At 67.4% G+C, this 26,070-nt stretch carries 26 protein-coding genes; 13 read left to right on the forward strand and 13 right to left on the reverse strand.

Annotation, left to right across the window (positions count from 1 at the left end; genetic code table 11):
* Positions 1-141 precede the first annotated feature (141 nt).
* A complete protein-coding gene (locus ACP7EY_RS12165; RefSeq protein WP_426193833.1) occupies positions 142-342 on the reverse strand; it encodes a hypothetical protein in 201 nt (66 codons plus the stop codon).
* A gap of 252 nt (positions 343-594) precedes the next feature.
* On the opposite strand from ACP7EY_RS12165, the gene ACP7EY_RS12170 reads away from it, so the two are divergent.
* Together ACP7EY_RS12170 and ACP7EY_RS12175 are read left to right on the forward strand one after the other, a co-directional pair.
* Positions 595-1,002: a hypothetical protein gene (locus tag ACP7EY_RS12170; protein ID WP_426193835.1), complete on the forward strand. Its 408-nt coding sequence runs from the start codon at positions 595-597 to the stop codon at positions 1,000-1,002.
* Entirely contained in the window at positions 1,002-2,009 is a 1,008-nt protein-coding gene (locus tag ACP7EY_RS12175; RefSeq protein ID WP_426193837.1) for a helix-turn-helix transcriptional regulator, read from the forward strand. Before ACP7EY_RS12170 ends, ACP7EY_RS12175 begins: the two co-directional genes overlap by 1 nt.
* Here ACP7EY_RS12175 and ACP7EY_RS12180 read toward each other — a convergent pair.
* Positions 2,000-2,143, reverse strand: a complete 144-nt coding sequence (locus tag ACP7EY_RS12180; RefSeq protein WP_426193839.1) for a hypothetical protein — start codon at positions 2,141-2,143, stop codon at positions 2,000-2,002. The two genes, ACP7EY_RS12175 and ACP7EY_RS12180, sit on opposite strands and share 10 nt — an antisense overlap.
* A 185-nt stretch (positions 2,144-2,328) precedes the next feature.
* On the opposite strand from ACP7EY_RS12180, the gene ACP7EY_RS12185 reads away from it, so the two are divergent.
* The 4 genes from ACP7EY_RS12185 to ACP7EY_RS12200 all read left to right on the forward strand — a co-directional run bounded on the left by ACP7EY_RS12185 (position 2,329) and on the right by ACP7EY_RS12200 (position 7,170).
* Positions 2,329-2,571, forward strand: coding sequence for a hypothetical protein (locus ACP7EY_RS12185; protein ID WP_426193841.1), 243 nt, complete (start codon positions 2,329-2,331; stop codon positions 2,569-2,571).
* Positions 2,568-4,424, forward strand: coding sequence for a PcfJ domain-containing protein (locus tag ACP7EY_RS12190; RefSeq protein ID WP_426193843.1), 1,857 nt, complete (start codon positions 2,568-2,570; stop codon positions 4,422-4,424). The genes ACP7EY_RS12185 and ACP7EY_RS12190 overlap by 4 nt, the downstream gene beginning before the upstream one ends.
* Positions 4,403-5,233: an SIR2 family NAD-dependent protein deacylase gene (locus tag ACP7EY_RS12195; protein ID WP_426193845.1), complete on the forward strand. Its 831-nt coding sequence runs from the start codon at positions 4,403-4,405 to the stop codon at positions 5,231-5,233. Before ACP7EY_RS12190 ends, ACP7EY_RS12195 begins: the two co-directional genes overlap by 22 nt.
* Positions 5,234-5,475: 242 nt before the next feature.
* Entirely contained in the window at positions 5,476-7,170 is a 1,695-nt protein-coding gene (locus ACP7EY_RS12200; RefSeq protein ID WP_426193847.1) for a hypothetical protein, read from the forward strand.
* 135 nt (positions 7,171-7,305) lie between these two features.
* On the opposite strand, the gene ACP7EY_RS12205 is transcribed toward ACP7EY_RS12200, so the two are convergent.
* From ACP7EY_RS12205 to ACP7EY_RS12255, 11 genes are all read right to left on the reverse strand, one after another.
* Positions 7,306-8,082 (reverse strand): PP2C family protein-serine/threonine phosphatase, encoded by a 777-nt coding sequence (locus tag ACP7EY_RS12205; protein WP_426193849.1) that lies wholly within the window; start codon positions 8,080-8,082, stop codon positions 7,306-7,308.
* A gap of 270 nt (positions 8,083-8,352) precedes the next feature.
* Positions 8,353-10,026 (reverse strand): 2-isopropylmalate synthase, encoded by a 1,674-nt coding sequence (locus tag ACP7EY_RS12210; protein WP_426193851.1) that lies wholly within the window; start codon positions 10,024-10,026, stop codon positions 8,353-8,355.
* Between the two features lie 12 nt (positions 10,027-10,038).
* On the reverse strand, positions 10,039-10,800 hold the full coding sequence (locus ACP7EY_RS12215) for a class I SAM-dependent methyltransferase (protein WP_426193853.1): 762 nt from the start codon (positions 10,798-10,800) through the stop codon (positions 10,039-10,041).
* Positions 10,797-11,789 (reverse strand): TauD/TfdA family dioxygenase, encoded by a 993-nt coding sequence (locus ACP7EY_RS12220; protein WP_426193855.1) that lies wholly within the window; start codon positions 11,787-11,789, stop codon positions 10,797-10,799. Before ACP7EY_RS12220 ends, ACP7EY_RS12215 begins: the two co-directional genes overlap by 4 nt.
* Complete coding sequence (locus tag ACP7EY_RS12225) at positions 11,777-12,400, reverse strand: alpha/beta hydrolase (RefSeq protein ID WP_426193857.1); 624 nt, start codon at positions 12,398-12,400, stop codon at positions 11,777-11,779. Before ACP7EY_RS12225 ends, ACP7EY_RS12220 begins: the two co-directional genes overlap by 13 nt.
* Positions 12,397-13,110: a phytanoyl-CoA dioxygenase family protein gene (locus ACP7EY_RS12230; RefSeq protein WP_426193859.1), complete on the reverse strand. Its 714-nt coding sequence runs from the start codon at positions 13,108-13,110 to the stop codon at positions 12,397-12,399. Before ACP7EY_RS12230 ends, ACP7EY_RS12225 begins: the two co-directional genes overlap by 4 nt.
* A complete protein-coding gene (locus ACP7EY_RS12235; protein ID WP_426193861.1) occupies positions 13,107-14,642 on the reverse strand; it encodes a class I adenylate-forming enzyme family protein in 1,536 nt (511 codons plus the stop codon). Before ACP7EY_RS12235 ends, ACP7EY_RS12230 begins: the two co-directional genes overlap by 4 nt.
* Positions 14,629-16,275 carry an asparagine synthetase B family protein gene (locus ACP7EY_RS12240; RefSeq protein ID WP_426193863.1) on the reverse strand — a complete coding sequence of 549 codons (1,647 nt, stop codon included), beginning with the start codon at positions 16,273-16,275 and terminating at the stop codon, positions 14,629-14,631. The genes ACP7EY_RS12235 and ACP7EY_RS12240 overlap by 14 nt, the downstream gene beginning before the upstream one ends.
* A gap of 9 nt (positions 16,276-16,284) precedes the next feature.
* Positions 16,285-17,241 carry a hypothetical protein gene (locus ACP7EY_RS12245; protein ID WP_426193865.1) on the reverse strand — a complete coding sequence of 319 codons (957 nt, stop codon included), beginning with the start codon at positions 17,239-17,241 and terminating at the stop codon, positions 16,285-16,287.
* Positions 17,242-17,256: 15 nt separating this feature from the next.
* Complete coding sequence (locus tag ACP7EY_RS12250; RefSeq protein WP_426193867.1) at positions 17,257-17,487, reverse strand: hypothetical protein; 231 nt, start codon at positions 17,485-17,487, stop codon at positions 17,257-17,259.
* Positions 17,488-17,549: 62 nt separating this feature from the next.
* Positions 17,550-17,816 carry a hypothetical protein gene (locus tag ACP7EY_RS12255; protein WP_426193869.1) on the reverse strand — a complete coding sequence of 89 codons (267 nt, stop codon included), beginning with the start codon at positions 17,814-17,816 and terminating at the stop codon, positions 17,550-17,552.
* Positions 17,817-18,100: 284 nt separating this feature from the next.
* On the opposite strand from ACP7EY_RS12255, the gene ACP7EY_RS12260 reads away from it, so the two are divergent.
* The 7 genes from ACP7EY_RS12260 (at position 18,101) to ACP7EY_RS12290 (ending at position 26,051) form a co-directional block, all read left to right on the forward strand.
* On the forward strand, positions 18,101-19,405 hold the full coding sequence (locus tag ACP7EY_RS12260; RefSeq protein WP_426193871.1) for an aminotransferase class V-fold PLP-dependent enzyme: 1,305 nt from the start codon (positions 18,101-18,103) through the stop codon (positions 19,403-19,405).
* Positions 19,406-19,415: 10 nt separating this feature from the next.
* Positions 19,416-20,825 (forward strand): amidase, encoded by a 1,410-nt coding sequence (locus tag ACP7EY_RS12265; RefSeq protein WP_426193873.1) that lies wholly within the window; start codon positions 19,416-19,418, stop codon positions 20,823-20,825.
* Positions 20,826-20,837: 12 nt separating this feature from the next.
* The gene (locus tag ACP7EY_RS12270) at positions 20,838-22,340 is read left to right on the forward strand and encodes a hypothetical protein (RefSeq protein WP_426193875.1); all 1,503 of its coding nucleotides are present in this window, start codon (positions 20,838-20,840) and stop codon (positions 22,338-22,340) included.
* Positions 22,341-22,455: 115 nt separating this feature from the next.
* Positions 22,456-22,854 (forward strand): hypothetical protein, encoded by a 399-nt coding sequence (locus ACP7EY_RS12275; RefSeq protein WP_426193877.1) that lies wholly within the window; start codon positions 22,456-22,458, stop codon positions 22,852-22,854.
* Between the two features lie 79 nt (positions 22,855-22,933).
* Positions 22,934-23,248 (forward strand): hypothetical protein, encoded by a 315-nt coding sequence (locus tag ACP7EY_RS12280; protein ID WP_426193879.1) that lies wholly within the window; start codon positions 22,934-22,936, stop codon positions 23,246-23,248.
* Positions 23,245-24,681, forward strand: coding sequence for a TolC family protein (locus ACP7EY_RS12285; RefSeq protein ID WP_426193881.1), 1,437 nt, complete (start codon positions 23,245-23,247; stop codon positions 24,679-24,681). Before ACP7EY_RS12280 ends, ACP7EY_RS12285 begins: the two co-directional genes overlap by 4 nt.
* Positions 24,678-26,051, forward strand: a complete 1,374-nt coding sequence (locus ACP7EY_RS12290; protein WP_426193883.1) for a multicopper oxidase family protein — start codon at positions 24,678-24,680, stop codon at positions 26,049-26,051. The genes ACP7EY_RS12285 and ACP7EY_RS12290 overlap by 4 nt, the downstream gene beginning before the upstream one ends.
* Positions 26,052-26,070: the final 19 nt, after the last annotated feature.

A 26,070-nucleotide genomic window follows, 5' to 3' on the forward strand; every position in this document is an offset into this window, starting at 1 on the left:
ACGGACCTGCTTGCCTTGTGCCATGCTGCTCTCCCATCACCTTGGTGGAGCAGGTTTGACCTCAGCAATTCAAATCGGTTCGGGGTCGACCCACAGCAAACGGTGAAAGCGCCAAAAATTTCGGGAGAACGGGTTGCAAACTCAGCTATTCCGAATCAACGACGCCAGGGTATTGCCCGACGACACCCAGCAAAGATGCCGGTCAACTGTCCAGTTCGTTCGTGGGTCGTAATAGCCGATGGTCACGCATTGCGCTGTCTTCGCGGTCTGCTTGCCGCGCGCGTCCGTCTCGATGTAAGCGATTGTTCGGGAATCTGCATCTTTCCAGGTTTCTGTTGCCATCGCTCATCCTTTTTCGCTTTCAGCTCAACCTTGCACTGTAATGGGCACTGCGACAAGCAGCGTCGCAGGATGCGACATCCGTTCCTGCGACACGGATTGTCGCCAGCAAGGGGCATCATGGCCAGCAACAATCGGCCTCAAAAATATCCACATGGCAATGTTTAATTATGGAAATTTGTTAGAATGGCTGGCAGAACAGCCTGCATCCACGCTCCCATTCATTCGCGACGCATTTTTCACCTGCCCAAGGCCATGCCTGCACTGATCGACCATATCGACGCCATCGCGCGCGCCCAGCAACGCGCCGTGCTCTGGCTTGAATTTCATCCGCACGAGGACTGGCGCCGTTATCGCTTCGAGACCGACGCCACGCGCGAGCGCGTGCTGGGCTGGCTCGACCAGCAGCAGTTCGGCTGGCGTGCGTGCGGCCCGTTTGCCGACCCTGACGCGCCCCAGCGCCACCTGGGCCAGGTCTGCCTTGACGTTCCGTTCGATGACAGCGTGCCCGCTTACTGCGCGCTGCGTGACTACCTCGAGTTCGCCGACGGCAGCATGCGCCACGCCGGCGTGCGCTTCAACGTGATGCCGCTCGACTATGCCCAGCGCAATGCGGCGCATGATGCGCCCGGCTTCTGGGAACGCTACTGGGACCTGCCCTGATGGCGACGAATCAACTGTCGCTGCTGCGCCAGTGGAACATGCTGCGCCTGCTGCCGCGCGCGCCGGGCAAACTGTCGGTGCGCCAATTGTGCGAACGGCTGCGCGACAGGGATTTTCAGGTGACCGAGCGCACCATCCAGCGCGACCTGATCGAACTGGCCACGGTGTTCCCGCTCGTCGTCGATGACCGCAACAAGCCGTTTGGCTGGAGCTGGCAGAAAGACGCCGCCAGTTTCGATTTGCCCGGGTTGTCGCTGCCGGAAGCGCTGACTCTCACGCTGGTCGAACAGCATCTGGGCAATCACTTGCCGCCCAATACCATCGCCGCGCTGCAGCCGCATTTCCAGTCGGCGGCGCGGGCGCTCGCGTCGGTCGATGGGGCGACGCTGTCGAAGGCCTGGCTGAACAAGGTGCGCAGCATTGCTCCGCAGCAGCCCTTGCTGCCACCGCCGCTGGACGCCGAGTGCCAGCGAATCGTCTATCTGGCCTTGCTGCACGATCGTCAACTGACGCTGCATTACAAGAAGCGCGAGGCCAGCGCGGCGACGGTGTATGCGGCCGTCCACCCGCTGGCGATCGTCGAGCGGGGTGGCCTGATTTACCTGGTCTGCATGTTTGCCGACTACGACGACGTGCGCACCCTCGCGCTGCACCGCGTCCAGCAAGCCGAGATGCGCCACGACGACGCGCGCAGGAAGCCCGGCTTCGATCTCGATGCCTATATCGCCTCCGGGCAGTTCGGCGTCATCGCGGGCGCACCGATCACATTGCGCGCCGTGTTTTCGCGCGCGGCCGGCGAGCATCTGTTCGAGACCCCGCTCAGTCGTGACCAGGTTCTCAGCAGCGCTGCCGATGGCCGCCTGCAGCTGGCCGCGTCGGTGCCGAACACGCGCGCGCTGGTCTGGTGGCTGCTGGGCTTTGGCGACGGCGTAGAAGTGCAGGCGCCCGCAGCGCTGCGCGAAGAGATGGCCAGCATCGCCCATCGAATGGCCGCTGCCTACGGCTGAGCGCTGGCACGCTGGCAGGCCTTGGCCTTGACCTCGATGAGCAGCAGGCAACCATCGGGCGCCAGCACGGCGACGTCGATTTCGCCGTAGCGGTCGTGCTCGCCGTGCAGCCAGTGCAGCCAGTGCAGCCCCATGCTGTGGAAGACCTCGAACTGGGCCGGTCAATGCTCGCGCAGGCGCTCGAGCACATCGAGTTCGCGAAACCGCCCCATTTTCAGTTTTAAATACTGTTAAACCAACACTACTTTTTGCTGCGACGCAATTTGTCGCGCCCATCGGGTAAGCTACTCTTCGTCAATAATTGCCAGCAAGGATCACCGTGACGCATACCGCCCGCCGTACCGGCATCGTGCCCGACCGCCTCGCCACACGCGCGTGGCGCCTGCGTGCCGCTCATGCTGGCCAGCACGGCTTCCAGGTGATGGCGATAAGGCAGTGCGCGGCCCGCCTGGCCGGCGGTGTGATGTGTCCGATCGACACCGCCACGCTGCGCCAGGCGGTGCTGGCAACTTCGGGGCAAGTGATCGAACTCGCACGTGTTGCGCACCCTGGCGCGGCATGAGCGAGGCACCTGTCACCGATTGGCAGATCCTGCGGCACTGTGCCCGCTGGGACTACCGCTGCTATCCCGACGGACCGCTGGCCCATGTGCTGATGCACGTGGTGGTCGATCCGCGCGCACTGCTCGGTCACGGCACGCACGGCACCGCGCGGGCCAGCGTGCGCTTGATACTGCGCGATGGCACGGCCTGGGGCGCCGTGGTCACCGCGCCCCGGTCTGCACTGGACGAGATGATGGGCATCGGGGACATCGCGGGCATCGCGGGCCTCGCGGGCACCGTCCTGGCCGGGCAGCGTTACGACGAGGCGGCGTTCAAGGAGCGCGATGCCGCCTTGGCAGCGGCGCTGCTCGATGCGGGCCAGGGTGCGGCCAGCATCGCACTCGAACACCGGGCCGGCATGCTGCCGCGACCGCTGCTCACGTCCGCTCAGATGTGCCGGCTGGTGTGGTGCGCCGTCCAGCGGGCAGATGGCGAGGCTGGCGAGGCAGCAGCTGGGCCGGCGCTGCGTGCCAGTATGGATCGGGCTTGCAGTACCGACGATCCGGCCGTGCTGGCCTACCGCGCCGCACTCGACGCCCATGCCTTGGCGTATGGCGCAACGGCGCCGGCGGCGCATGGCATGGAGCCCGACCGCCTCGAGGTCTATAATTTTATTGCAGCCAGTTCAGGGAACGCCCGCAACCGCGCGCAGGCCATGGCGACCCTGCCATGGCTGCTGCCGATGCTGACGTCCCACGCCAGCGGAACGAGTCTGGCCGAAGCGCCTGGCATCCTGGCGGCGATCGACGCGGGATTGCCGCTGCACGACGCCGTCGCGCGCACTTTTGGCGTGCCGCGCGAGGTGGTACGCTGGACCGCTCGCCGCAGCTTGCCGGCCCACTGGCTGGTCGACCCCGGCAGGCTGCGACGATTACTGGCGTTGCTGTCGTGGCTGCCACCAGAACGCCGCCCGCAGACGCTCGCCGCATTCGGCCAGCTCACTGCGCGCGCCGGTGCACTGACGGCGCCACTCGAGTTCATCGCCAGCGAAGACGGACCGGAAGCGCTACACCGGCTTGCACCGTGCATGCGGCGTTGGCTGGCACAGGGGCAGCCCGATGAAGTTGCCGGCTCGGCGTCGGACTTGCGTGACGCGAAGGATTTTTTGGCAGCCCTGTTCGAAGCACGCCAGCGCCTCGATGGGCAGGACGCCGCCGCCGCCGATGCCACGGTGCTGGCCTGGTGCGCCAGTATCCGGGTGGCGCGCTTGCTCACCCTGTCGCGCGCATGGCACGCGGCCATCGCTGCGCAGTCGCCGGCGGCGCAGGGCAGTGACAGCATGGCGCACTGGCCGGCCGTGCTGGCCAGCCCGTGGCAGTTTGAAGCGCGCACGATCGTCGAATTGACCAGCAGTGCCCAGTTGCGCAGGGAAGGGCAGGTGATGTCGCACTGCGTTGCCAGCTATGCCGCGCTTTGCCACAGCGGCAACAGCGTGATCGTCTCGATGGCTACCTTGTCGGGCGTGCCCATGTCAACTGCGCAGCTCCACCTGCACGATCACCTGCCGCTCGTTTGCGCCGGGCAGCACCGCGCCGCTTCGAATGCAGCGCCGGGCGCTGCCTGCGTGCGGGCGCTGCAGGCGCTACTGCACCACCTCAATGGCGCTGGCGAGCAACATCTGCTGCTGCGCCGTCGGCAGTTTCAGCGCGAGCAAGATACGCAGCGCAGCCTCGGGCGCGGCGCGCCTCGCTTCAATGATTTTTCCCAGCGTGCGGCGAGGCAGCTGGGCAGCCAGGCCGCTCGTTTCAGCTGGCCTGAACGTGGCAGCATGGCCGGGACAAGGGAGCAGGGATGCATCACAAGGACATATTGATTGAACAAGCCGCGCGTCTCGTGCGCGACGCCGACGCCATCATCGTCGCTGCCGGCGCCGGCATGGGGGGCGATTCAGGACTGCCGGACTTTCGCGGCAACAGCGGATTCTGGCAGGCATACCCCGCACTGGCGGCGGCCGGCATGGATTTTCAGGCCGCCGCCTCGGCCGATAGCTTTGTCCATGATCCCGTGCGTGCCTGGGGCTTTTATGGGCACCGGCTCGCGCTGTACCGCCGGACGGTCCCGCATGCGGGCTTTGCCTTGCTGCGCAAGTGGGCCAGCGCCAAGGCGCATGGCGGCAGCGTGTTTACCAGCAATGTCGATGGGCAATTCCAGCGTGCCGGCGTCGACCGCGATCACGTCCACGAGTGCCACGGCTCGATTCACCACCTGCAATGCACCACGCCGTGCAGTGACGAGGTCTGGTCGGCCGGTGGTTTTTCGCCCGTGGTCGACGAGCAGACCTGCGCGCTGGTCGGCGCGCTGCCCGTGTGCCCGCGTTGCGGCGCCGTGGCGCGACCGAATATCCTGATGTTTGCTGACTGGACCTGGGTCGACGCGGTATCGGAGGCCCAGCGCGCTCGCCAACAGCGATGGCTCGAGCACGCCCGCAACCCCCTCGTGATCGAGATCGGTGCCGGGACGGCAGTGCCGACGGTGCGCCACTTTAGCGAGCGGATGTGGCGCCGGCATGGCGCGAGCCTGGTACGGATCAACATGCGCGAAGCGGGCGTGGAGGGCGGTCATGGTGTGGGACTTGCCTTGGCGGCGCTCGATGCCCTGCGAGCGATCGACCGTGTATTGTGAATCGCCCACCTGAACCGTGTTCAGATGTAGGAAAGACGATGGTGAATGGTCAAAAGCCATGAAAAATCGTTGAGGCGATGGTCGCTGGCGTGTTTTGACAGGTGTAATTTGTTGGAGTTGCAAAAAATTAATTAGTTGTCGCAATCAAACTAAATAGCAGGCAAGATACGTTTTCGCTCTTGCGGCGGCCCCTTGGTGGCCAAATCGCGCCGTACTTGAATTGGTGGGTCATGGGTCATTTAATGTCTGTCGTGTTTTACGCGCTGCGCCGCAATCTGACGGCGTTCGTCGTCATCGTACTCGTTCTTTGGGCGGGCAATTGGGCGCGCGATGAATGGCACACGATTCAAAGTACCGTGACCGAGTTGCCGTCGCTGGAGCGTTCGCATCGCGAAGTGGTGGCCTATCGAGGCGATATTTCTCGGCAGGTAGAAAGTGCTCTTGCCAAGCTATCGGCCATTTCGCTTGCGCAAATCGACAGCCAGATTGGCATGGTGGACGACAGCATCGCCCGGACCAAACGCGAACAGACGGCATGGATGGCGTTATCGGTCAAACATATCGGTGCCCTGCCTCAGCGCTTGGGCCAGGCAGCAAAATTGGAACTCTTGCTGGAAATACTCGCGCAAGAGCGCAACTATCTGATCGAATTTCGCCCCCGGGCAGAGATGCTGTTGCACCGCCAGGCGGCGCTCGCCAGGCTGGAGCGATTGCGCCTGGCGCAGCTTGCCGCTTCCGCCGCTTATCAAAGTGCATTGGGCAGCCGACCGGTGGGGCAACTGGCGTCTTTATTGTCCCGACTCCCGTGGACGCAAGCGCACGCTGCACAGACCAATCTCGTCAGGCTCAAGCAGCAAAGCGACATGGCACATGCACAATGGACATCGCAGCAGCAGTTGCTCGCTTCGCTGCCGGCATTGAAAACCATGGGCGCCTTCCGGATCGATGCGCAGCGCGTCGACGCCGCTGTCGCCCCGCTGACGGACCAACTTGCACGGGCCCGGCGCCTGGCCACCGGGAGCTTTGCGGTGCGTGCCTATCAGGCTGTTTCGCCCTTGATTCCGGCGGCGCTTGCCGTCCTGGCGGGGGCCTTGCTGGTGCCCCTGGCCATCCGCGCCATCTTCTATTTCTTGTTGGCCCCGGCCGCATCGCGGCTAGCGCCGATCGTCATCGGCATGCCGAATCAACAAACCGCATTTTCGCTGGGCCGGCAGGGCACGCCCCCGCGGGACGGCTCGCGCATTTCCGCAGTCTCGCAAAAAATCAGGCTCGCTCCTTCGCATGAATTGCTGATCCGCCAGGGCTACTGCCAGAGTCAGCCGGCAGACGTGCGCATCGTGACGCAATGGCTTTTCAGCAAACGCTACGTGCTATCGAGTGTGGCCTCCTATCTGTGGCTGCTCAACCGCATGCGCAGCGCGCATGCAGTCGATATTGTCGTGTCCTCGACCGTCGATCCGCTCGAGGAGGTGGCGCTGCTGGACATCGCCGCCGGCGAGTCGTTCGTGCTGCAGCCGCGCAGCCTGGTCGGCATCCTGCACCAGTCGGGCCGCCGTCCGCGCATCCGCAGTCACTGGCGGCTGGGCACCGCGCACGCATGGCTGACACTGCAATTGCGCTACCTTGCCTTCGAGGGCCCGGCGACCCTGATCGTCAAGGGCTGTCGCGGGGTGCGACTCGAAAGTGCCGAAGCGGGCCGCCAGATCAGCCAGGATGCCACCCTGGGGTTCAGCGGCAACGCCGCCTATTCCACGACCCGCGCCGAGCCGTTCATTCCCTATGCCAGGGGCAGGCAAACGCTGCTGCAAGACCGGTTCGCCGGCCAAAACGCTTATTATCTCTACGAAGAGGTTCCCCGCAACGGCCAGCCCGGCCAGGCGCGGCGCAATCCGTTCGAACTACTGGTCGATGCGGGCCTGAAGGCGTTGGGAATTTGATGGTGTGCAGGCGCGGGCCTTCGACCTGTCGACGTATTCGCAGGACAAGCTCGGCTCGGTCATGGGTCGCCACTGGTCGTTCATCTTCCGCACCTCACCTTGCGACAGCATCGGGCCAACACGGTGAACTGGCCCTCAATGACACAGCGTGAGCAGCACCGTCATATTATCCTGCCCGCCATACTGCTTGGCCATCTCGATCAGTTGCGCGCACAGCGATTCGAGCTGGTGCGCCTGCGCCCCTGCCAGCAGCTGTTCGATCTCGCCATCGGCTACGCTGCCATGCAGGCCGTCGCTGCACAACAGCAGCAGGTCGCCCGGCATGACCGTGTGCGCGCGCACTTCCGGGGCCACGCTTGCCGACGGGCCCAGCGCCTGCAGCAGCAGATTGCGCGCGGGCAGGCGGTCGAGCGCGCCCGCTTCCAGCGCTTGCTGGTACACGGTCTGGTCGCGCGTGAGTTGCTCGAGCGCGCCGGCGCGCAGGCGGTACAGGCGGCTGTCGCCCACGTGGAAGGCGATGAGCAGCGCTCCGGCGTCAGCGGGGCGCCAGAAGCCAGTGAGGGTGGCGCCCATGCCACCCTCAAGCTGCTTGCGCGCGCAGTTGCGGGCGTACAGCCGGGTGTTGGCATGTTCGACGGCGGCGTGCAACAGGCGCACGGCAGCGGCCGGGGCGGACCAGGCCGCGTGCACGGCGAGGTAGTCGCGCAGTTCCGTCAGCGCGGCGGCGCTGGCCACGTCGCCGGCGGCGTGGCCACCGAGGCCGTCGGCCACCATCGACAGGCCGAGCGCCTCGTCAAACAGGAAATTGTCCTCATTGCTTTCGCGTACAGGGCCGATGTCGGTGGCGCCGAAGGCCAGCGCCCGGGGCATGTGGTGCAAGCGCATCGGGCACAGGGGAATGGGCATCGTCATCGGCGCTCTTTCAGGGTGGTGTAGGCGAGCCCGCCGGGAGGCGGACGATGACGTCGATCGGGCAAGCGTTATCGCATCGCCAACGCAGTTTTTATCTTACAGCAATGGCGGCGCACCACGGCGCCGCCATTGCTGCACGGGGGCAGCGGCCCCAGTCGGTCACGGCATCGACCATCGGCGCCCCATTGTGTCACCCGTGCGCGCCGCGTCGGGCCAGCGTGGCGCCGGCAAGGGTTGCCGCGCCCGGTCGAAATGACGGGCCCGCCTGCTTCAGCGCGCCGGCGCATGCGCCGGCGGACCCGTAAGAAACCTGTCGGCGATCGAGCGGATGGTGCGCAGGTATTGCGTGTCCAGGCCGGTGTCGGGCAGCGCCTGCCGCGTGTGCGCCTCGATGAAGACAAACAGTTCGAGCATGCCGATCGAATCGATGACGCCGTCCTCGATCAGGTCGGCGTCCAGGCACAGGCTGTCCGTGCGCACGCACGTCATATCGGCCAGGAACTGGCGCAGCAGGGCGATCGAGGAGGCCCCGGCGGCGGCAATGGCCGTCTCCGGCGCGGCGGTCTGGTCGCCCGTCTCGAGCAGGCTGGCGTTGTAGTCGCCGGCCAGCACATGGTTGACGTAGAGGCCGCTGCCACCCAGCACGCGGTAGCTGTGCTCGGCGCCGGCGGGAATCAGCATGGATGCCGGACTGTGCAATTCGCGGACTTCGCCGTCCAGCAGCACTTCGACGCGCAATCCCGTCAGTCCGACTTCCTTGCCGATGAACAGGAACAGGCTGTCGCAGCCATGCCGGTGCGGATCGACATGGGCGGCGGCGGGCGTGTGCTGGGGCGGAATGTCACGGACGATACAGTACTGCCGCGCATCGTCGACGAAGCGGTCGTCGACCATCACATACCGCGAGCCCGGGCCGGCGCGGTGATACTTCAGTTCGGTCGCGCTGATCACCTGCGGCGCCACCACCATTGCGTCGATCGTGCGCGGCGCCGGCGGCGGCGCCAGTTGCACGACGCGGCCGCAGCGCTGGGCATCGAACACGGCATACGAGAGCCCACTGCGCTGCATGGCCTGGGTGTGCAGCCTTGCCGTGTGGGTGAAGGCGTTGCGGCCGACCACGGGACGGCGGTGGTCGGGCGCGGAGCGGGTGGCGGCGGCGACGTAGGCCGACAGATGTTGCAGCGCCTGCGCCTGCCGCAGGGGCTGCTTCGCCTCGAGATCGAGGTTGGCCAGCAGCAGCGCCAGGTCGGTGATGCCGCAGCGTTCGCCGATGCCGTTGACCGAGGTCGAGATCCAGTTGGCGCCGGCCTCCAGCGCGGCCCAGGCGTTGGCCATGGCGAAGCCGCGGTCGTCGTGGATGTGCACTTCCAGGTCGGTGCCGGGCAGGGCGGCGCGGATCGCCGCCACCTTGGCGCCAAACACGCCTGGTGTCATCGCGCCCAGCGTGTCGGCATAGCAGATGCGGTCCGCGCCTTCCTCGACGGCGGCGCGCAGCACCCGGATCACCAGTTCGTCCGGCGTGCGCGAGGCATCCTCGACCGTGTAGCGCACGCCCAGCCCCAGCGACTTCGCATACGCCACACTGCGGCGCACCATCTCCATCACCGAGGCGGCCGGACGGCCGCCCAGCCGGGTCAGGCGCGAGACCCGGTTGATGCCGCAAAAAATGCCCACCCACTGCGCGCCGCTGGCGCTGGCCGCGTCGATGTCTTCGCGTTGCGCGCGGGCGTGCGAGAGCAGGGGCGTGGGCAAGCCGAGCGCGCGGATCGCGCCGATGCGAAGGCGCTCCTGCTCGCTCACGCGCGCGTGGCCGCATTCGATCATGTCGACCCCCACCGCTGCCAGCAGGGTGGCGATATGGCAGGCCTGCTCGACTGAAAATCGGACGCCCGGCGCCTGGTTTCCTTCGCGTAGGGTGGCGTCGACGATGCGGATCGCTTGCATGCTTGTCCCCGATCAGTGCGGATCGATGCGTCCGGCGACGATCGCCAGCGGCATGCTGATGTGCAAGGGGCCATCTGGCTGGAAGCGCGCATGCGCCGCTGCCACCAGCGCGTCCAACTGGCTGGCGACGTTGATGTCCAGCATGGCTTTTTTATACGACGACCAGGTTTGCATGTAGCCGATCAGCTGGGCGACGTCCCAGCGTTCGTCGATTGCCAGCGGCGGCGGCGTGACGTGCTCGAACGGGAAGGCGATGTCGGCATCACGATAGCCGTCCCACAAGATGCGGTTGTTGCTCGCCCAGTAAGGCGCTACCAGCTCGCGCAAGGGCATCACCAGCGCGGCCATCACGTCCGGTTCGCAGTCGAACCAGGCGTAGCCCCAGGCGCAAAACAGCGCGCCCGGCTTGGCCACGCGGCGCACTTCCGGCCAGAACGCGGCATAGTCGAACCAGTGCAGCGCCTGGGCCACCGTGACCAGGTCGAAGCTGTGCGCGGCGAACGCGGTGCGCTCGGCCGGTTGCGCCGAATACACGACATTGGGCGCGGGCAGGCCCTGGGTGACTTGTTCAGCGCTGAGGTCGGTCGCCATCACCTGGTCGTAGTAGCGCGCCAGGTCGACCGCGGCCTGGCCGTTGCCGGTGGCGCAGTCCCAGGCCAGCGCGTGACCGCTGCTGTGCTGGCTCAACCAGTCGAACAGCGCCTGCGGGTAACGCGGACGCGCCAGTGCGTACTGGTCCGAGCGCTGCGCGAACGTGTTGGTGTGCGGTGTCATGGAGTCTCCTTTGAATGGATATGGTCGGTGTTGCCCAGTTGGTTCAGATACGCTGCCCCGCGGCCGACGCCGCCGCGAAAGCTGCCCGCGATGCACGAGCCGGCAAGCGGGTGCAGCGCCAGCGGCAGCGGCGCGCTGTCGAACGGCGCCACCCACGTGCGCAGCGCCAGCCGCCCGGCGTCGTGCGCGGGCACGTCGACATAGGCGCTGCGCGCATGCATGACGCGGTAATTGTCGAGCAGTAGCAATTCGCCCGGGTGCGGGGCGAAGCTGTGCGCCGCCCGCAGTGCCTCGAGCGCGCCATCCCACTGGTCCAGCGCCTGCGTCTGGCGCGCGTCCAGGCGCGGACAATCCGCATGGCGCTGCGAGTCGGCGATGAAGCGGCGGATGTAGTGGCCGCAGATGGTGCCGTCGCGCTCCCACAGGATCGGCCGCCAGTGCCACAGCAGCGACGCGAAAATGCGCTCTTCGCGCAGGTCGACGGGGAAGCCGTCGAACAGCACCTGCAGCGCCGCCGGCGCCTGGACGCGCAGCCGCCCGGCGGCCTGCGCATACGGCAGCACGCTCAGCTGTCCACCGTTGCTGCTGGTGCGCACATACAGCAGCAAGTTGACATCGCAGCGATCGCTGTGAAACGCCAGCGCGTGGTTGGTCTGGTGGCCGCGGGTGCCGGGCAGCGCATAATCGCGCCGCTCGTCCTGCACGTGGGCCAGCTCGCCCTCGGCATACGACTGGGGCAGCACGAAGCCGATCTGGCGCGAGACCAGCAAGAGCAGGTGCTCGAGCCGTGCCAGCGCATGCTGGCCGGGCTGCTCGACTAGCGCCAGGCGCGCCACGCCGTGCCGCGCCAGTGGCGCAGCGACGGCCTCGACGACATTGCGCGCCAGCTCGGCGTCGGCGTCGGCGCCGGCCGCGGACCCTTGCGCGAGCCAGCGCCGGACCTGCGCGCGCAGCGAGGGGGAGGGCAGGGCACAGGTCAAGGCAGGCATGGTTTGCGTTCCCGGTTGGCGGCCTCGATCCAGGCCGGTGAAAAAGCGTGCGGCAGATCGGCCACGACATGGTGGTCGACCGCGCCGATCTCCAGTGAGCGCAGCCATTCGGCGGTGCGCTGCACCGCCTCGTGCGGCACGAACGGATCCGGTGCCGACGAGTACAGCGCCAGCGCCACCTGTGCGCGCCCGCCGGCGTCGGCGCGCGCCATGCGGGCCGCCATGTAGGCCGCCGGCAGGAAGGCGGCGAAGGCGTCGGCGCGGACGATGTGCAGGCGCTGGCGCGCGGCCAGCGCCAGCGCCAGCATGCCGCCCTGCGAGTGACCGACGACGCCGATCGGCGTCTCCGGCGCCAGCCCCTCCCGGCTCAGCTGCTGCGCCACCAGCGCTTCGAGCCGGGGCACGCAGTCGCACAGCGACGCGGCCAGCCGGTCGTGCCGGCCGGTGAAGGCAAACCAGCGCCGGTTGCCGCTGACCGGCTCGGCTTCCAGGCCGTCCAGGAACAGCCGCTCGGGCGCGCCATGGCCGTCCACGGCGTCGGCGGTGGCCTCCCAGTGGGCCTGAAACTGCCGCGCCGAGCTGCCCCAGCCGTGCAAGCAGATCGAGATCATGCTGGCACGATCTGCTCATGCCGGTCGCCCGGGCCGAGCGCCACGGCCGGCTCGTTGAGGTCGGCATGCGCGCAGCGGGCGAACGCCAGTACCAGCCCGATGCGCTCGTGGTCCGAGTTGTTGGGGCCGCTGGAATGGACGGTGCGCCGGTCCATGACGATGCAGTCGCCGACGTCGGCCGTCACCGCTTCCGGTGCCGCCATGGCGCTCACGTCCATGACCTTGTGAAACGGATGGCGCAGGTCCCACCCCAATTTTCCCGGCGGGGCGCGGTGGCTGCCCGGCAGCAATTGCAGGCAGCCGCTGTGGCGCGGCACCGGCGTCAGCGGCACCCACGCCGTCAGGCCCGCCTCGCACGGATGGCCCCACAGGTCGGCGTCGCAATGCCAGCCGACGAAGGTGCTGCTGTGGGGGTATTTGATGAAGGCGGCGCTGCGGATCAGCAAGAACTCCGGCCCCAGCAGCGCGCGCGGCAATGCCAGTACGCCGCTGTCGAACAGGAAGTGCTGCCAGAACACGGGATCGCAGTTCCACAGCTGGCGCAGCTTGATGGGCAGTCGATTGTTCCGGTTCAGCCGATCATGGGTGCTGGCCACGTCGGTGCGATCGCGGTGGGTGACAATCCAGCGCGCGGCGGCGGCAGCGGCGGCGTGGCCGATGGCGCCGTCAAAGCGCGCGTAGCCGCGGTCCTGGTAGTGCTCGGGGCTCATGGTGCCACCCACTGCGCGAGGGTGCCGTCGAGGTGCATGCGCGCCAGATCGTTGCGCAGTATCTTGCCGTTCGCGTTGCGCGGCAGGCCGCGCGCCGACACGTACAGCGCGTTGGGCACCTTGGTGCTGCCCAGGTGGTGGCGTATCCACTGCAACAAGGGCGACGCCGTGGTCGGTGCACCCATCTGCACCACCACGCACAACTCGTCGCCGGACGGCAGGTCGCGGCCCTTGAAGGCGCAGGCGTCGACGACGTCGGGCGCGCGACGCAGGTAGTGCTCGAGCTCGTGCAGGTAGTAGGTGGTGCCGCCCCGCAGCACCACGTCCTTCTGGCGGCCGCGGATGGTGTAGCGGCCCGCGCTGTCGCGCTCGGCGAAGTCGCCGGTCCTGAGCCAGCCGTCGTCCCAGCTGGCGCGGCTGGCGCCTTCGTTGTGCACGTAGGCGCCGGTGGCCATCGGGCCGCTGAGCTGCAGTTCACCCGTGGCCGGTCCATCGAGCAGGCGGCCGTCGGCGTCGGCCAGCCGGGCCGCGATGCCGCGCGCCGGGCCAATGCTGGCGCTGGCCCGGCCATCGTCGCCGCGGCTGCCGAAGAAGACGGCAAAGGTCAGCTCGGTCAGGCCGTAGCAGTTGAACACCTGCACCGGGAAACGCGCCTCGAGCCGCTGCAGCTCCTGCTCGGCGACCGGTGCGGCGGAACAGAAGGCCAGCAGCGTGGCCGCGCCGGCGGGCGGGCGCGGGGGCAGGGTATTGATCAGTCGCACCAGCGGCGGCACCAGGTAGACGAAGTCGGCGCCATCGTCGAGCACGGCGTCCCAGCTCGCTTGCGCATTGGCCAGGGAGAAGCTGGGGAACACGCGGGTGCCGGCGCCCACTTCGCGTGGCAGCAGGAAGCACACGCCCAGCACGCCCAGCGAGTTGATGTCGAACAGGCAGGCGCAGCGCTGCACGGCGCTGAAGTCATGACAGTCCAGGCAATTGCGGTAGGCGCGGCGGATCTGGCGGTGCGTGATCGCCACGCACTTGGGATTGTCGGTGGTGCCGGAGGTGGTGGCATACAAGGCCACCTGGTCCAGGCCGTGCTCGTGCGTGGCGGCAGGGTGGGGCGCGGCGGCCGCGTCCCAGGTGGGAAAGGCGTGCCGGCGCAGGCCTGGCAGCAGGCTGGCGATGGCGTCTTCCGTCTCGGCGAACACGCTGTCGCAGTCCAGCAGCGTCAGCAGATCGTCGACGATGGCGGCGCGCCAGTTGCGGTCCAGTAGCAGCACGCCCGCGCCGATGCGCCACAGGGCGTTGAGCAGCACGTGGAAGGACGCGCTGTTGGCGCAGACCAGCGCCACCACCTGGCCGGGGACGATGGCGCCGTCGAACTGGCGGGCGACGGTGGCGACCGCCGCCTCGAATTCGCGCCAGACCAGGCCGGCACGGCCGTCGGCGCGGCGCAGCGCGCACTGTTCGGGGCGCAGGGCGGCCCAGTGGCCGACGACCTGGTCCAGGCGCAAGGTGGCCGGGGCCCGCGCGCTTTCAGGGGTTTGCATCGAGCAGCTCGCTTTCGAGTAAAAACGTCAGGGACATCAGCAGGCACAGGACATCGGCGTCGAAGCCGCCAGCGGTGCGCAGGCGGTCGAGCGCGCGCGCCACCGCGCCGGCGTCGAACAGCCGGGCGCACTGGCGCACGATGCGCTGCGCCATGTCGTCGCGGGCCAGGCAGCGCAACAGCATGGCGTCGGACGATTTGAAGCGCACCTTCGGGCGCTGGGCGCGCGGGCCCAGCTCGGCGGCGTAGGCCTGGCGCAGGAACGTCTTGCCCAGGCCGCTGGTCAAGGCGCGCCAGTCCAGCCCCAGCGCCAGGTCGGGGATGTGGTTGTACAGGAACGGCACCCGGCCTTCGATCGAGCGCGCCATCAGGCACACGTCGCTGCGCAGCAGCAGCCGGGTCAGCCGCATCTGGGTTTCGATCGCCCGCAAGTCGGGGCAGTCGCCGTATAGCTGGGTAAAGCGCTGCTCGACGGCGCCGCTGGCCTCGTCGCCGAACAGGCAGCGGACCAGCGCGCGCCGGGCGGCGTTGCGGTAGTAGGCCTGCACCGAGGCCGGGTCGTCAACCTTGGCGTAGCTGCCGTAGCCGCCGAAGTATTCGTCCACGCCCTCGCCCAGCAGCATCGCCCGCACGCCGTGGGCGGCGGCGGCGTCGGCCAGTTGCTGATACAGGGGCAGGCTCGACATCGTGGTGGGCTGGCCGAAGGCGCGCGTGGCGCTGGCAAAGCCGGCCAGGAAATCCTGATCGCCGACCGGCACCACGACATGCTTCCAGGTTTGCCAGGCGCCCGGGGTGGGCAGGCCCAGTTGCGCCAGCGTGGCGAGGTCGTCGTCGCCGTCCTCGGTACGGACGGTGACGCAGACCAGGTTTTCCACGCCCTGGGCATTGAGCTCGCAGGCGAGGATGCTCGAATCGAGGCCGCCGCTCAGGGCCAGTCCCAGCGGCCCGGCACCCTGCGCGCTGCGCCGCACCGACGCCGCGATCGCCTGGCGCAGCGCGGCGATGCTAGGCGGCGCCGGCGGGGCCGGGCGCTGCGCGCGCTTCGGTGTGCGCCGCAGGCCGTGGGCATCGATGGCCACGTCGTCTTTCCACACCAGCGACACGCCGGCCGCGCAGGTCTGGTCGCCCAGGTACCAGCCGTAGGCGAACAACTCGGCCAGCGCGCCCTGGTCAATCCGCGCGGGCGCTCCCTGCCGTAACAGCGCCGTCATTTCCGACGCGAAGACGATCTCGTCGGGAAGCTCGCGCACGAACAGCGGCTTGATGAAGTGCCAGTCGGTCGCCAGCGTCAATTGCCCCTGGCGGGGCGCATAGCGCGAGTAGGCGTACATGCCGTCGGCGCCGGGGCTGTGCGCGGCCAGGGCGATTTCATTGTCGAGGCCGTCCACGGCGGTCAGATAGCCGCTCCCGGCGTGCTGCCCGTAGACCTGGCCGTTGTAGGCCGACACGGCGTCGGCATGGTGCACCGGCAGGGCCACCTCGGCGCCGCGAAAACGCAGCCGGTGCATGCCCAGGGCCAGGCGCTGGTGGCGAAACACGCCCACGCCATCGAGGCCACGGTGCTTGATGCCGTCGAAGACAGCGTCGAACACGCTGGCCGAGGCGGTGCCGAATGATCCTGCGATGCCGCACATGGCGCGCTCCTATTGGCAGGTGGTGACGGCGACGGCGCCGCACGAGAGCGGCCCGCACAGGAACAGCAGCACCGCATCGGTGTCGCCGACGAGCTGCGCATGCTGCAAGTCCGCCAGGTTGATCAGCGGATCGAATGGAATATGCCCCAGCTGTCCCACATTTTCCAGGAACGCGCGTTGCGGCGGAAAGCCCAGCAGCCTGGAGTAGGTCAGCGTTGTGCTGCGGTTGTAGTCGCCCAGTACCACCCAGCGAAAGTCGCCGGGCTGCATGCGGCAGGCATCGTAGCAATCGGCCGCGGCGTGCTTCATGGAGCGGAACATCTCCAGCAGCCTGGCCGCCATGTCGGCCCCGGGCACGATATTTTTGTACGGCGACATGCCGATGAAATCGAGGCGGAACGCCGTGCCCGCCGGTGGCGCGGCGCTGACCACGCAGGCCGCCACGCCGTCGCCGGCGATGGAGACCGCCTCGTCCATCAAGCGCGATTCGAGCGTGGCAAAGCGCTCCGCCGCCACCAGCAGCACCTGCCGGGCCAGGCCTTGCTGGACGAGCGAGCTGGCCAGCAGGCTCGCTTGCAGGAAATTCGTGCAGCCGCCATAGGTCGCGCACAGCAGCACCGCCCTGGTGATGCCGAGCCCGTAAAACAGATCGTAGCAGCGGTTTCGTATCTGGCGAAAACTGAGCGCGGTGCGGCCGTCATCGAACAGCTCGGCGAAGCTTTCCGTGACCAGGATGACGCTGTCGATGGCATCGCCGCGCAAGCCGGACTTGTCGAGCGCACCCTGAACGCAGTCGGCGATCACCTGGTCGAGCGGCCGCGCCAGCCGCGCGAACGCCTGCACGCCCTTGTGGAGCAACTCGTCCACCGTTTCGACGGCGATGCCGTGGTCGATCAGGCCCGCGACCGGCACCGCGCAGCCGGCGGCGTAGTCGATCGAATGCAAAAAGGCGCGGTTAGCGGGCATGCGTGACTCCTGGGCTTATTTGGGCGCGCACGATGGCGTCTCCAGCAAGGACACCAGCGCGCCGATGGTGTCGCACTGCGCGACCTGGTCGAGCGTCAGCGACTCGTCCAGCGATTGTTCGAGAAAAAGGAAAAAATCCAGAAACGTCAGCGAATCGAACACATCCGCCAGCGCGGTCGATGGCTGCAAGGCCAGCTCCGGCATGCGCTGCTTGAAAAATGACATCACCGCGTGGTCGTGCAACATGGCTCGTTCTCCGGTAAGACAGACGCTGGCAAGCCAGCGTCCACAGTGCTTGCCTGGCGCGCTTACTTCGTCGCCAGCGACGAGGAGACACCGCGGGCCGAACTGATGACGCCGTTGAGCGACGCCGTGACACCACGCAGCGATGCGTTCAGACCCGCCGTCGATGCCGTCAGTCCCTTCGCTTGCAGCGAAGCGGCGGTGCCGCGCATGGAAGCGATATGACCGCGCAGGGACGCGATATGGCCACGCATCGAACTGGCCTTGCCGGCGGCCGATTGGACTAACTTGGTGAATTCCTGCTCATTCAAATCTCGACTAAATTCAGACATGATTCCTCCAGGGAGTTAAACAATAAAAAGCGGCATCGTGCGGGGCCGGCGTGACACGGTGTCGAGTCAGCCCCAATACTTCCGCGCCATGCCCGGAAGTATTGGGGCGAGATTAAAGCCGTCGAATTTTAATGTCAACATCATTCTTCCGTTTAATCAGACCGGATTAAATAGGATATCAATATTTTCCTGATCGAAATTTCTAGTTGGTAATTTGAATCGGCGCTGCATAATCGGATGGAGATAGGCAGATCTGCACGCAAAAACGTGCTACGGTATATTCATTGACTTCGTTGGCCAATTTTTTAGCGTCGTTATTCGATGGAGATGCAATGGAGACCACGCGCATGGGAAAACGGGCGGCGGACGCCGGCGAAGGGCGGTGGCGCGATATTGCCAGCGCCTTCCATTTCAAACCCGGGTTGATCTACCTGAACTCCGGCTCGGAAGGATCGTTGCCTGTGGAAATGCAGGCGCTGCTGGCCGCCTCCATGAAGCGCTGGGCTTCCAGCCCCTCGCAAGCGTTTTTTGACGACGTCAACCTGGACAGCAAACAGGTGGCCAACCGCCGCCGCGTGGCGCAATTCGTGGGCGCCGATCCGGCTGACCTGGTATTGACCGACAACACCACCATGGGCCTGGCAATGGTATTGCTTGGACTGCCATTAAATGGCCCTTGCGAAATAATAACAACGCAACAAGACCATTTTTCGATGTATTCGCCGCTGTATGTATTATCCAGGCGTCATGATATAAAAATAATAAAAGTTTCGCTGCCGGTGCCGGCCAGGTCGAGCGAGGATGTTATCCGCATATTCCGGCAGGCGATCACGCCGAGAACCCGGGCTTTATGTTTTTCCCATATTAATTATGCAGTCGGCTTGCGCATGCCAGTGCGCGAATTATGCGCGCTGGCACGCGAGCGAAATATATTGACGCTGGTCGACGGTGCGCATGCCCCAGGTATGCTCGATATTAATCTGCGTGAATTGGGTCCCGATTTTTATGCAGCCTCAGGTCACAAATGGCTCAATGGTCCGCCCGGAACAGGGATGCTGTATATCCGTCACGCGCAAGCCAATCCCTGGCACTTGCAAGCCATCGTTTCAGAGCGCGCGATGGATGTCGGCGACGGCCTGACGATTGCCGACGCCCTGCAGGCGCGTGCCAACCTGAACGGGCCGGCGTTCTACACGCTGGCACGGACCGCTGAGTTCTTCGAGGGCATCGGCAAGGCCGCAATCGAACAGCGCATCCTCACGCTATCGGCCGAGGTCGAGCGCAGCGCGGTCGCGCGCTGGGGCCGCGACTGCCTGCTGAGCCCGTCGAGCCAGGCCGCTGCGCTGCGCTGCGGCTTGACCGCCTTCGTGCCTTCGCGCAATGGCGCGCTGGCCTACGACGCCGCCCGCATGCAGCAGATCGCCCAGCGCCTGTGCGACCAGGCCGGCATCTGGGTGCTGTGCACCGCGACGCCGGGTCCGGATGGCGGCCGTGGTCCCCAGATCAACGCCTTGCGGGTATCGACCCACATCTATAACTTTCCCGACCAGATCGACCGCCTGTTTGCCGCGCTCGACGAACTGGTTTGATGGACGCGCCGTGAACACCTGCCTCGAATGGGCCCGCCTGCTGGCGCAGCGGCAGATCAGCTCGGTCCAGCTGACCACGCTTTTTCTGGACCGCATTGCGCAGCTGGACCGGTATTACGGCGCCTATCGGCTCGTCACGGCCGAGCTGGCGCTGGCCCAGGCACGCGCCGCCGACGCTGCCATCGCCGCTGGCATCCGGCTCGGCCCGCTGCAGGGGGTGCCGTACGCCGCCAAGGATGTGTTCGACGTGGCCGGCCTGCCGACCAGCGCCGGCTGCGACTTGCTCAGCGGCCGTCCGGCGCCCGCCTCGGCGCGTGTCATCGACCTGCTGCAGGCGTCCGGCATGGTGTTGTTGGGCAAGACCAACCTCGTGCAGTTTGCCCACGGTTCGCTGGGCGTGAACACCAACCAGGGCACGCCACGCAATCCGTGGTCGCCGGTGTTGCGGCGGGTGGCGGGCGGTTCCAGCAGCGGCTCGAGCGTGGCGGTCGCCACCGGCATGGCCCCGATCGCGCTTGGCACGGACACCGGTGGTTCGGTGCGCGTACCGGCGGCGCTGTGCGGCACCATCGGCCTGAAGACCACGTACGGGCGGGTCAGCCGGGCCGGGGTCTATCCGCTCAGCCCGACCCTCGATTCGGTGGGCATCATCGGCAACAGCGCCGACGACATCGCGGTGCTGCTGCGCCTGATTTCGGGCGCCGCCGCGGATGCGGATGTGCCCGTGGCGGCGCCACCCTCGCTGCAGGGCATGCGCCTGGCGTTCGCCGACAGCCTGTTCGTCGATGCCGATCGCGCCGTCGCCGAGGCGGTGCTGCGTGCCGGCGCCCGCCTCGGCACGCTGGGGGCGGGCGTTTCGCATATCGCTTTTGCGGAAGCGTGCGAGGCCGAGCTGATCAACCCGAACGGCTTGATCAGCAAGGTCGAAGGCTATGCCTACAACCAGGCCTTGCTCACGAGCGGGTCGGCATGGCTGGACCAGAAGGTGGTGGAAAGCTTTGACGGCGGCGCCACCGCGACGGCGACGAGCTACTGTGGCGCGCTCGCCGGCATGGGGCCCTTGCAGCGGCTGGCGGCGACGACGATGGCCCCGTTCGACGCCTTGCTGGCGCCAGCGGCGGCCGTTACCGCGCTGGCACTCGATGGCGTGGCGCAGTCCGGAACGGCCTTCACCAGCGCCAACAGCCGTTACACCGCCTGTACCCGTGCCGTCAACGTGCTCGGCCTGTGCGCCTTGAGCGTGCCGTGCGCGCTGTCGGCGGAAGGCTTGCCGATCGGCCTGCAGATCATCGGCCGGGCCGGCCAGGACGAGCACATCCTGGCCATCGCCCAGGCCTGGATGGCGGCCACCTACCAAGGCGGCATGCCGCGCCCACCGCTAGCGCGCGACGTACACGGTCTCGCTTCCCCTCCCGGCTGAAAGGATTTCATCATGCGTGCATTCTTGTTACTTGCCTTGTTCGTCGTCACCGTGTGCCAGGCGCAGAAGGGGGAAACCACGCCCAACAACATCGGCTACGACATGTACTTCAATGCCATGGTCGTCAACGATGTCAGCTGCGCCATGGCGGCGCCGAACGGGCGCGTCGTCTTCACCGGGCCGGTCACCAATCCCGCCATGAGTTGCCCCGATCTGCTCGCCTGGAAGCTGTATATCGACGTGATCGAGCAGGATTTCATTGGCGCCTGGGTCAGCGCGGACCTGCTCTGGCCCGCCTCGCCCTTGCCGCTGTGTACTGCGGCGGGCCAGAAAGACTGCTGCACGCCGGGCAGCGCCACCAACCCCGGCTACGACAATCCCAGCTATCCCAGCCGCTTCTGTCCCTTCGCGCCCGACGGCAAGGACGGCAAGGTGCTCACGCAAACGCCACGCCCGGGAGCGCGGCGCGACGCCTCGCGCAAAGTGGGACTGCCGGAAATGCACGGGACGAGCGCCGTGGCGACCTTGCCGCTGACCTTTTATAACAAGCCCATGTTCGATTACGTGTTCAAGAACAGCCTGTATCACTCGAACGGACTGATGGCGGTGCTGAACAATGCCAACGCCGACCTCGACAGGAACTCGCCGTTTCACCGGGTGAGCACCAGCGGGCATCTGACCTCGGTGAACTTTCCCATCGATGGCTGGATGATGCGTTCCCAATGGATCAGCAAGAAGGCGGCGCTGGCGGCCGGACTGGCCGACGATCCGGCCGCGCCCTTCGTCAAGATCCTGGTCGGCGATCGCCATCAGTACAACTTCAATCCGGACGTGTTCAAGCCCGGCGAATACTGGCTGATGTCGTTCCACCTGTCGACCAAAGACACGCCGCCCTGGTTCTGGGCCGACTTCGAGCACGTCAACAGTCCCGGCCGCTGCGATTTCACCGGCTGTAACGATGGTTATGGCTTCGACGCGCCGCCCCCGGTGGGTCCCGGCCTGAGCCGGAACTTCACCAGTCCGGCCACGCAGACCACCGCCAAGGGACAGGCGTTCATCGAGAACGCCCGCTATGCCAGCGGCGCCATCACGCCGGCACTGCAGCAGTTGTTCGACCAGGCCGGGATCGGCACCGGCGCGCAAGCGGGCATCCGGCCCACGCCGCAGAGCAAGGGCTGGCGCAGCTACCGCCTGCGCGGCTCGCAGTGGGCCTACACCGACCAGGCCGGGCGGCCCAGCTACCTCGGTTCCAGGCCATCGAATGGCGGCATCGTCGCCGGCTCCTCGTGCATGTCCTGCCACGCGACGGCCGGCACCATGGCGGCCGGCGTGTCGCCGCAGGTGCTGGGCTTGTATATTAATTGGGCCGGCACACCGAACCCGGGCAATTTCAACCTGAACGCCCGGCCGGCCACCAACAGCCTGCTGCAAAACGATTTCGTCTGGGGTTTCATTCACACCATGCCGCTCCAGACCGACCGCATGACCGAGGCCACGTCCGGGACGCGCAAGTGACGCGCAAGTGACGCAGCGGCGGCCGTTGCCGGCAGGCCAAGCGTGACTGGGCGGCAGCCGACGCGCCGCCCTGTCGCGCACTGGGCCGCTGCCACCGTATGCTAAGATCGTTTTCGTGAACATCCTGGTCCGCTCCCTGTTGGTCTACCTGTTGTTGCTGGCGCTGCCCTTCCAGGGCGTTGCCATGGCGACGATGCTGCCGTGCGCGCCAGCGCAGGTGGCCCCGTCGATGGCGCCGCACCATGACCACCAGGCCATGCTGGCCATGCAGCGCGCCGCGCACGCTCCCGCGGCCACCGGGGCGATTGTGGCGGCCGCCGCCGACGGCGGCAGTTGCGCCCACGCCGCCGGCAAGTGCGATGCCTGCGCCGCCTGCTGCCTCGGTGCCATGGTCTGCGCCACGGTCCACGTGGCGCTCGACAGTCCGCGGGGCGCCGCCATCGCCTTCGACACCGGTTTCGTGGCGGCGGTCGCACTGGCCTTGCCCGAGCGCCCGCCGCAAGCTTCGCGCTGATTACCGCCCGTTTGCCATGCCCAGCCGCTTGCCGCAAGTGGCTGGGGCTCGATCCTTGCCTGTCATTCAAGAGACTTCCATGAAACACCTGCTTTGCCTTGCCGCGGCCTTGGCCGCGCTGCTGGCCGGCCTCGCCAGCGACGCCAGCGGCCAGGCGCGGCCGGCCGATCCGGCCGATGCCGACGCCCCCGTGCCCCCGATCCACCATCGACCGGCCCTGGCGCCGGCCGCGCTGGCGCCGACGCCACCGCCGCTGCGGCAGTGGCCGGCCCTCAATGCGCTGGTGGGCGCCTACCAGCCGATGGCGCCGGCGCCCGCCGCCACGCCCGCCACGCCCGCCACGCCCGCGCCGGCACTGGACCCGCACGCCCATCACAAGGGGGCAGGCCAATGAGCCCGCTGGCTGATGTGGGCCGGCGCGCCGGCGGTTTGCTGGCGGCGTTGCTGGCCGCACTGAGCAGCGGCTGCGCGTCGGTGTCTAGCGAGCCGGCCTTCGCGCCCGTCAGCGCGCTGGCCGCCCAGCGGCTCGACAGGCAGGTGCGGCAGGTGGTTACCGACAACGAGGCCGCCGCGCTGGCGCAGATGATCGGGCAGGTGCTGCGCCAGCCCCTGCAAGCCGATGACGCCGTCCAGATCGCGCTGTTGAATCACCGCGGCCTGCAGGCGGCGTACTGGCAGGTGGGCATCGCCCAAAGCGAGCTGGTGCAGGCCGGCCGCTTGCGCAACCCGTCGCTGGGCTTTCAGCGCAGCGGCGGCGGCGGCGCGCTCGACATCGAACGCTCGGTCACGCTCAACCTGGCCAGCGTGCTGCTGGCGCCGCTGGCCACGCGCATCGAACAGGGCCGCTTTGAACAGACCTGGCTGCTGGTGGCCGGCCAGATGCTCGACCATGCGGCGGCCACCCGGCGCGCGTGGTTCGAGGCGGTCGCCGCGCAACAGGCGAGGCTCTACGCGCTGCAGGTTCATCGCGCCGCCGCAGCCAGCGCCGCCCTGACCGAGCGCATGGCCAATGCCGGCAATACGAACGCGCTGGAACTGGCGCGCGAGCGCCTGTTTCGGGCCGAGGCCGCCGCCGCGGTGGTGCGCGCCGACCAGCGCGCGCTGGCCGCGCGCGAAGCGTTGACGCGCCTGATGGGCCTGTGGGGCGCCGCCGCCGCCGACTACGTGCTGCCCCAGCGCCTGCCCGATCTGCCGGCGGCGCCGCTGGAACTGCCCGATGCCGAACGCATCGCCGTGCGCGAGCGCCTCGATATCCGCGCTGCGCAAAGCGCGGCGCGCCACACCGCGGCGGCGCTGGGCCTGAGCAGGACCACCGGCTTCATCAACGTGCTCGACCTCGGCTACCTGCGCAAATCGGCCGACGGCCATAGCACGGGCGGCTACGCCATCTCGCTCGAACTGCCCCTGTTCGACTGGGGCACGGCGCGGGTGGCGAAGGCCGAGGCGACGTACCGGCAGGCGCTCGAGCAGGTGGCGCAGACGGCCGTGGCGGCGCGCAGCGAAGCGCGCGAAAGCTATCTCGACTACCGCAGCGCCTACGATCTGGCCACCCGCTACCGCGACGAGGTGATACCGCTGCGCAAAAAAATCGCCGACGAGACGGGCTTGCGCTACAACGGCATGCTCATCAGCGTTTTCGAATTGCTGGCCGACGCGCGCGAGCAGGCCGCGGCGGTGAGCAGCGCGATCGAGGCCTACAAGCAGTTCTGGATCGCGCACACCCGGCTCGAGGCGGCGCTGGGCGGGCGCCTGCTGGACCATCCGTCGTCCCCACCACCTTCACCTTCACCTTCACCCTCACCAGCGCCCGGGGCGCCACCACCATGAGCAATCGCAGAGACTTTCTCACCCGCGCCGGCGCCGCCCTGGTGGGCGCCGCCGCCGTCAGCCGGGCCGGCGCGGCCAGCCTGCCGGAAGCACCTACCCAGTCGTCGGCCGCCACCGTGGCGCCGCCGGCGCCGCCCAACGGCCGCCCGTACCGGCCCGTGGTGACCTTGAATGGCTGGTCGCTGCCGTGGAGCATGAAGGACGGCGTCAAGCAATTTCACCTGGTGGCCGAACCGGTGGTGCGCGAGATCGCCCCCGGCATGCACGCCACCATGTGGGGCTACAACGGCCAGAGTCCGGGGCCCACCATCGAGGTCGTCGAGGGTGACCGGGTGCGCATCTTCGTCACCAATAAACTGCCCGAGCACACCAGCATCCACTGGCACGGCCAGATCCTGCCCAACGGCATGGATGGCGTGACGGGGCTGACCCAGCCCGGCATCCTGCCCGGTAAAACCTTCGTCTACGAATTCGTCGCCCGTCACGCGGGCACCTTCATGTACCACCCGCATGCCGACGAGATGACGCAGATGGCGATGGGCATGATGGGTTTGTGGATCACCCACCCGAAGCTGCTGTCGCAGCACGCCGTCGAGCGCGACTTCGCCTTCCTGCTGGGCGCCTTCGACATCGCTCCCGGCGCTTCCACGCCGAAGGTCAACACCATGCTCGACTTTAATCTGTGGACCTTCAACAGCCGCGCCTTTCCCGGGATCGACCCGATGGTGGTGCGGCTGGGCGACCGCGTGCGCATCCGCGCCGGCAACCTGACCATGACGAACCACCCGATCCACCTGCACGGCCACCGCTTCGCCGTGACGGGCACCGATGGCGGCTGGGTGCCGCCGGCGGCGCGCTGGCCGGAAGTGACCACCGATATCGCCGTCGGCCAGATGCGCGCCATCGAATTCGTGGCCGACAATCCGGGCGACTGGGCCTTCCACTGCCACAAGTCGCATCACACCATGAACGCCATGGGCCACGATGTGCCGACCCTGATCGGGGTCGACCACCGCGGCATCGCCAGCGAAATCAATGCGCTGATACCGGGCTACATGGTGATGGGCGACAAGGGCGGCGCGATGGGCGGCATGCGCATGCCGCTGCCGGAGAACACCCTGCCCATGATGAGCGGCGAGGGGCCGTTCGGCGGCATCGAGATGGGCGGCATGTTCACCACGCTGAAAGTGCGCGCCGGCCAGGGCCGCGACGACTACGCCGACCCCGGCTGGTACCAGCACCCGCCGGGCACGCAGGCGCGCGAGTGGACGGGAGCGGTGCCAGCGGCGCCGTCAGCGCCGTCGGCGCCGTCGGCGGGCGCCGCTGCCACCGTCACCGTCAAGCGGGGCGGGGCGCACGGCGGCCACTGAACTATTATTTCAAATTACT

Origin of the sequence: Massilia sp. DWR3-1-1, assembly GCF_049898325.1 — a bacterium.
Classification (GTDB): Bacteria; Pseudomonadota; Gammaproteobacteria; order Burkholderiales; family Burkholderiaceae_D; genus JAFCUW01.

Excerpts from the sequence above, each read along its gene's own strand:
- ACP7EY_RS12215 (WP_426193853.1), bottom strand. The coding sequence starts at position 10,800 with ATGACACCGCACACCAACACGTTCGCGCAGCGCTCGGACCAGTACGCA.
- ACP7EY_RS12255 (WP_426193869.1), bottom strand. The coding sequence starts at position 17,816 with ATGTCTGAATTTAGTCGAGATTTGAATGAGCAGGAATTCACCAAGTTA.
- ACP7EY_RS12290 (WP_426193883.1), top strand. The coding sequence starts at position 24,678 with ATGAGCAATCGCAGAGACTTTCTCACCCGCGCCGGCGCCGCCCTGGTG.
- ACP7EY_RS12170 (WP_426193835.1), top strand. The coding sequence starts at position 595 with ATGCCTGCACTGATCGACCATATCGACGCCATCGCGCGCGCCCAGCAA.
- ACP7EY_RS12225 (WP_426193857.1), bottom strand. The coding sequence starts at position 12,400 with ATGATCTCGATCTGCTTGCACGGCTGGGGCAGCTCGGCGCGGCAGTTT.
- ACP7EY_RS12245 (WP_426193865.1), bottom strand. The coding sequence starts at position 17,241 with ATGCCCGCTAACCGCGCCTTTTTGCATTCGATCGACTACGCCGCCGGC.
- ACP7EY_RS12230 (WP_426193859.1), bottom strand. The coding sequence starts at position 13,110 with ATGAGCCCCGAGCACTACCAGGACCGCGGCTACGCGCGCTTTGACGGC.
- ACP7EY_RS12165 (WP_426193833.1), bottom strand. The coding sequence starts at position 342 with ATGGCAACAGAAACCTGGAAAGATGCAGATTCCCGAACAATCGCTTAC.
- ACP7EY_RS12205 (WP_426193849.1), bottom strand. The coding sequence starts at position 8,082 with ATGACGATGCCCATTCCCCTGTGCCCGATGCGCTTGCACCACATGCCC.
- ACP7EY_RS12250 (WP_426193867.1), bottom strand. The coding sequence starts at position 17,487 with ATGTTGCACGACCACGCGGTGATGTCATTTTTCAAGCAGCGCATGCCG.
- ACP7EY_RS12200 (WP_426193847.1), top strand. The coding sequence starts at position 5,476 with ATGTCTGTCGTGTTTTACGCGCTGCGCCGCAATCTGACGGCGTTCGTC.
- ACP7EY_RS12220 (WP_426193855.1), bottom strand. The coding sequence starts at position 11,789 with ATGCCTGCCTTGACCTGTGCCCTGCCCTCCCCCTCGCTGCGCGCGCAG.
- ACP7EY_RS12280 (WP_426193879.1), top strand. The coding sequence starts at position 22,934 with ATGAAACACCTGCTTTGCCTTGCCGCGGCCTTGGCCGCGCTGCTGGCC.
- ACP7EY_RS12180 (WP_426193839.1), bottom strand. The coding sequence starts at position 2,143 with ATGGGGCTGCACTGGCTGCACTGGCTGCACGGCGAGCACGACCGCTAC.
- ACP7EY_RS12240 (WP_426193863.1), bottom strand. The coding sequence starts at position 16,275 with ATGTGCGGCATCGCAGGATCATTCGGCACCGCCTCGGCCAGCGTGTTC.
- ACP7EY_RS12210 (WP_426193851.1), bottom strand. The coding sequence starts at position 10,026 with ATGCAAGCGATCCGCATCGTCGACGCCACCCTACGCGAAGGAAACCAG.
- ACP7EY_RS12190 (WP_426193843.1), top strand. The coding sequence starts at position 2,568 with ATGAGCGAGGCACCTGTCACCGATTGGCAGATCCTGCGGCACTGTGCC.
- ACP7EY_RS12235 (WP_426193861.1), bottom strand. The coding sequence starts at position 14,642 with ATGCAAACCCCTGAAAGCGCGCGGGCCCCGGCCACCTTGCGCCTGGAC.
- ACP7EY_RS12285 (WP_426193881.1), top strand. The coding sequence starts at position 23,245 with ATGAGCCCGCTGGCTGATGTGGGCCGGCGCGCCGGCGGTTTGCTGGCG.
- ACP7EY_RS12270 (WP_426193875.1), top strand. The coding sequence starts at position 20,838 with ATGCGTGCATTCTTGTTACTTGCCTTGTTCGTCGTCACCGTGTGCCAG.
- ACP7EY_RS12175 (WP_426193837.1), top strand. The coding sequence starts at position 1,002 with ATGGCGACGAATCAACTGTCGCTGCTGCGCCAGTGGAACATGCTGCGC.
- ACP7EY_RS12195 (WP_426193845.1), top strand. The coding sequence starts at position 4,403 with ATGCATCACAAGGACATATTGATTGAACAAGCCGCGCGTCTCGTGCGC.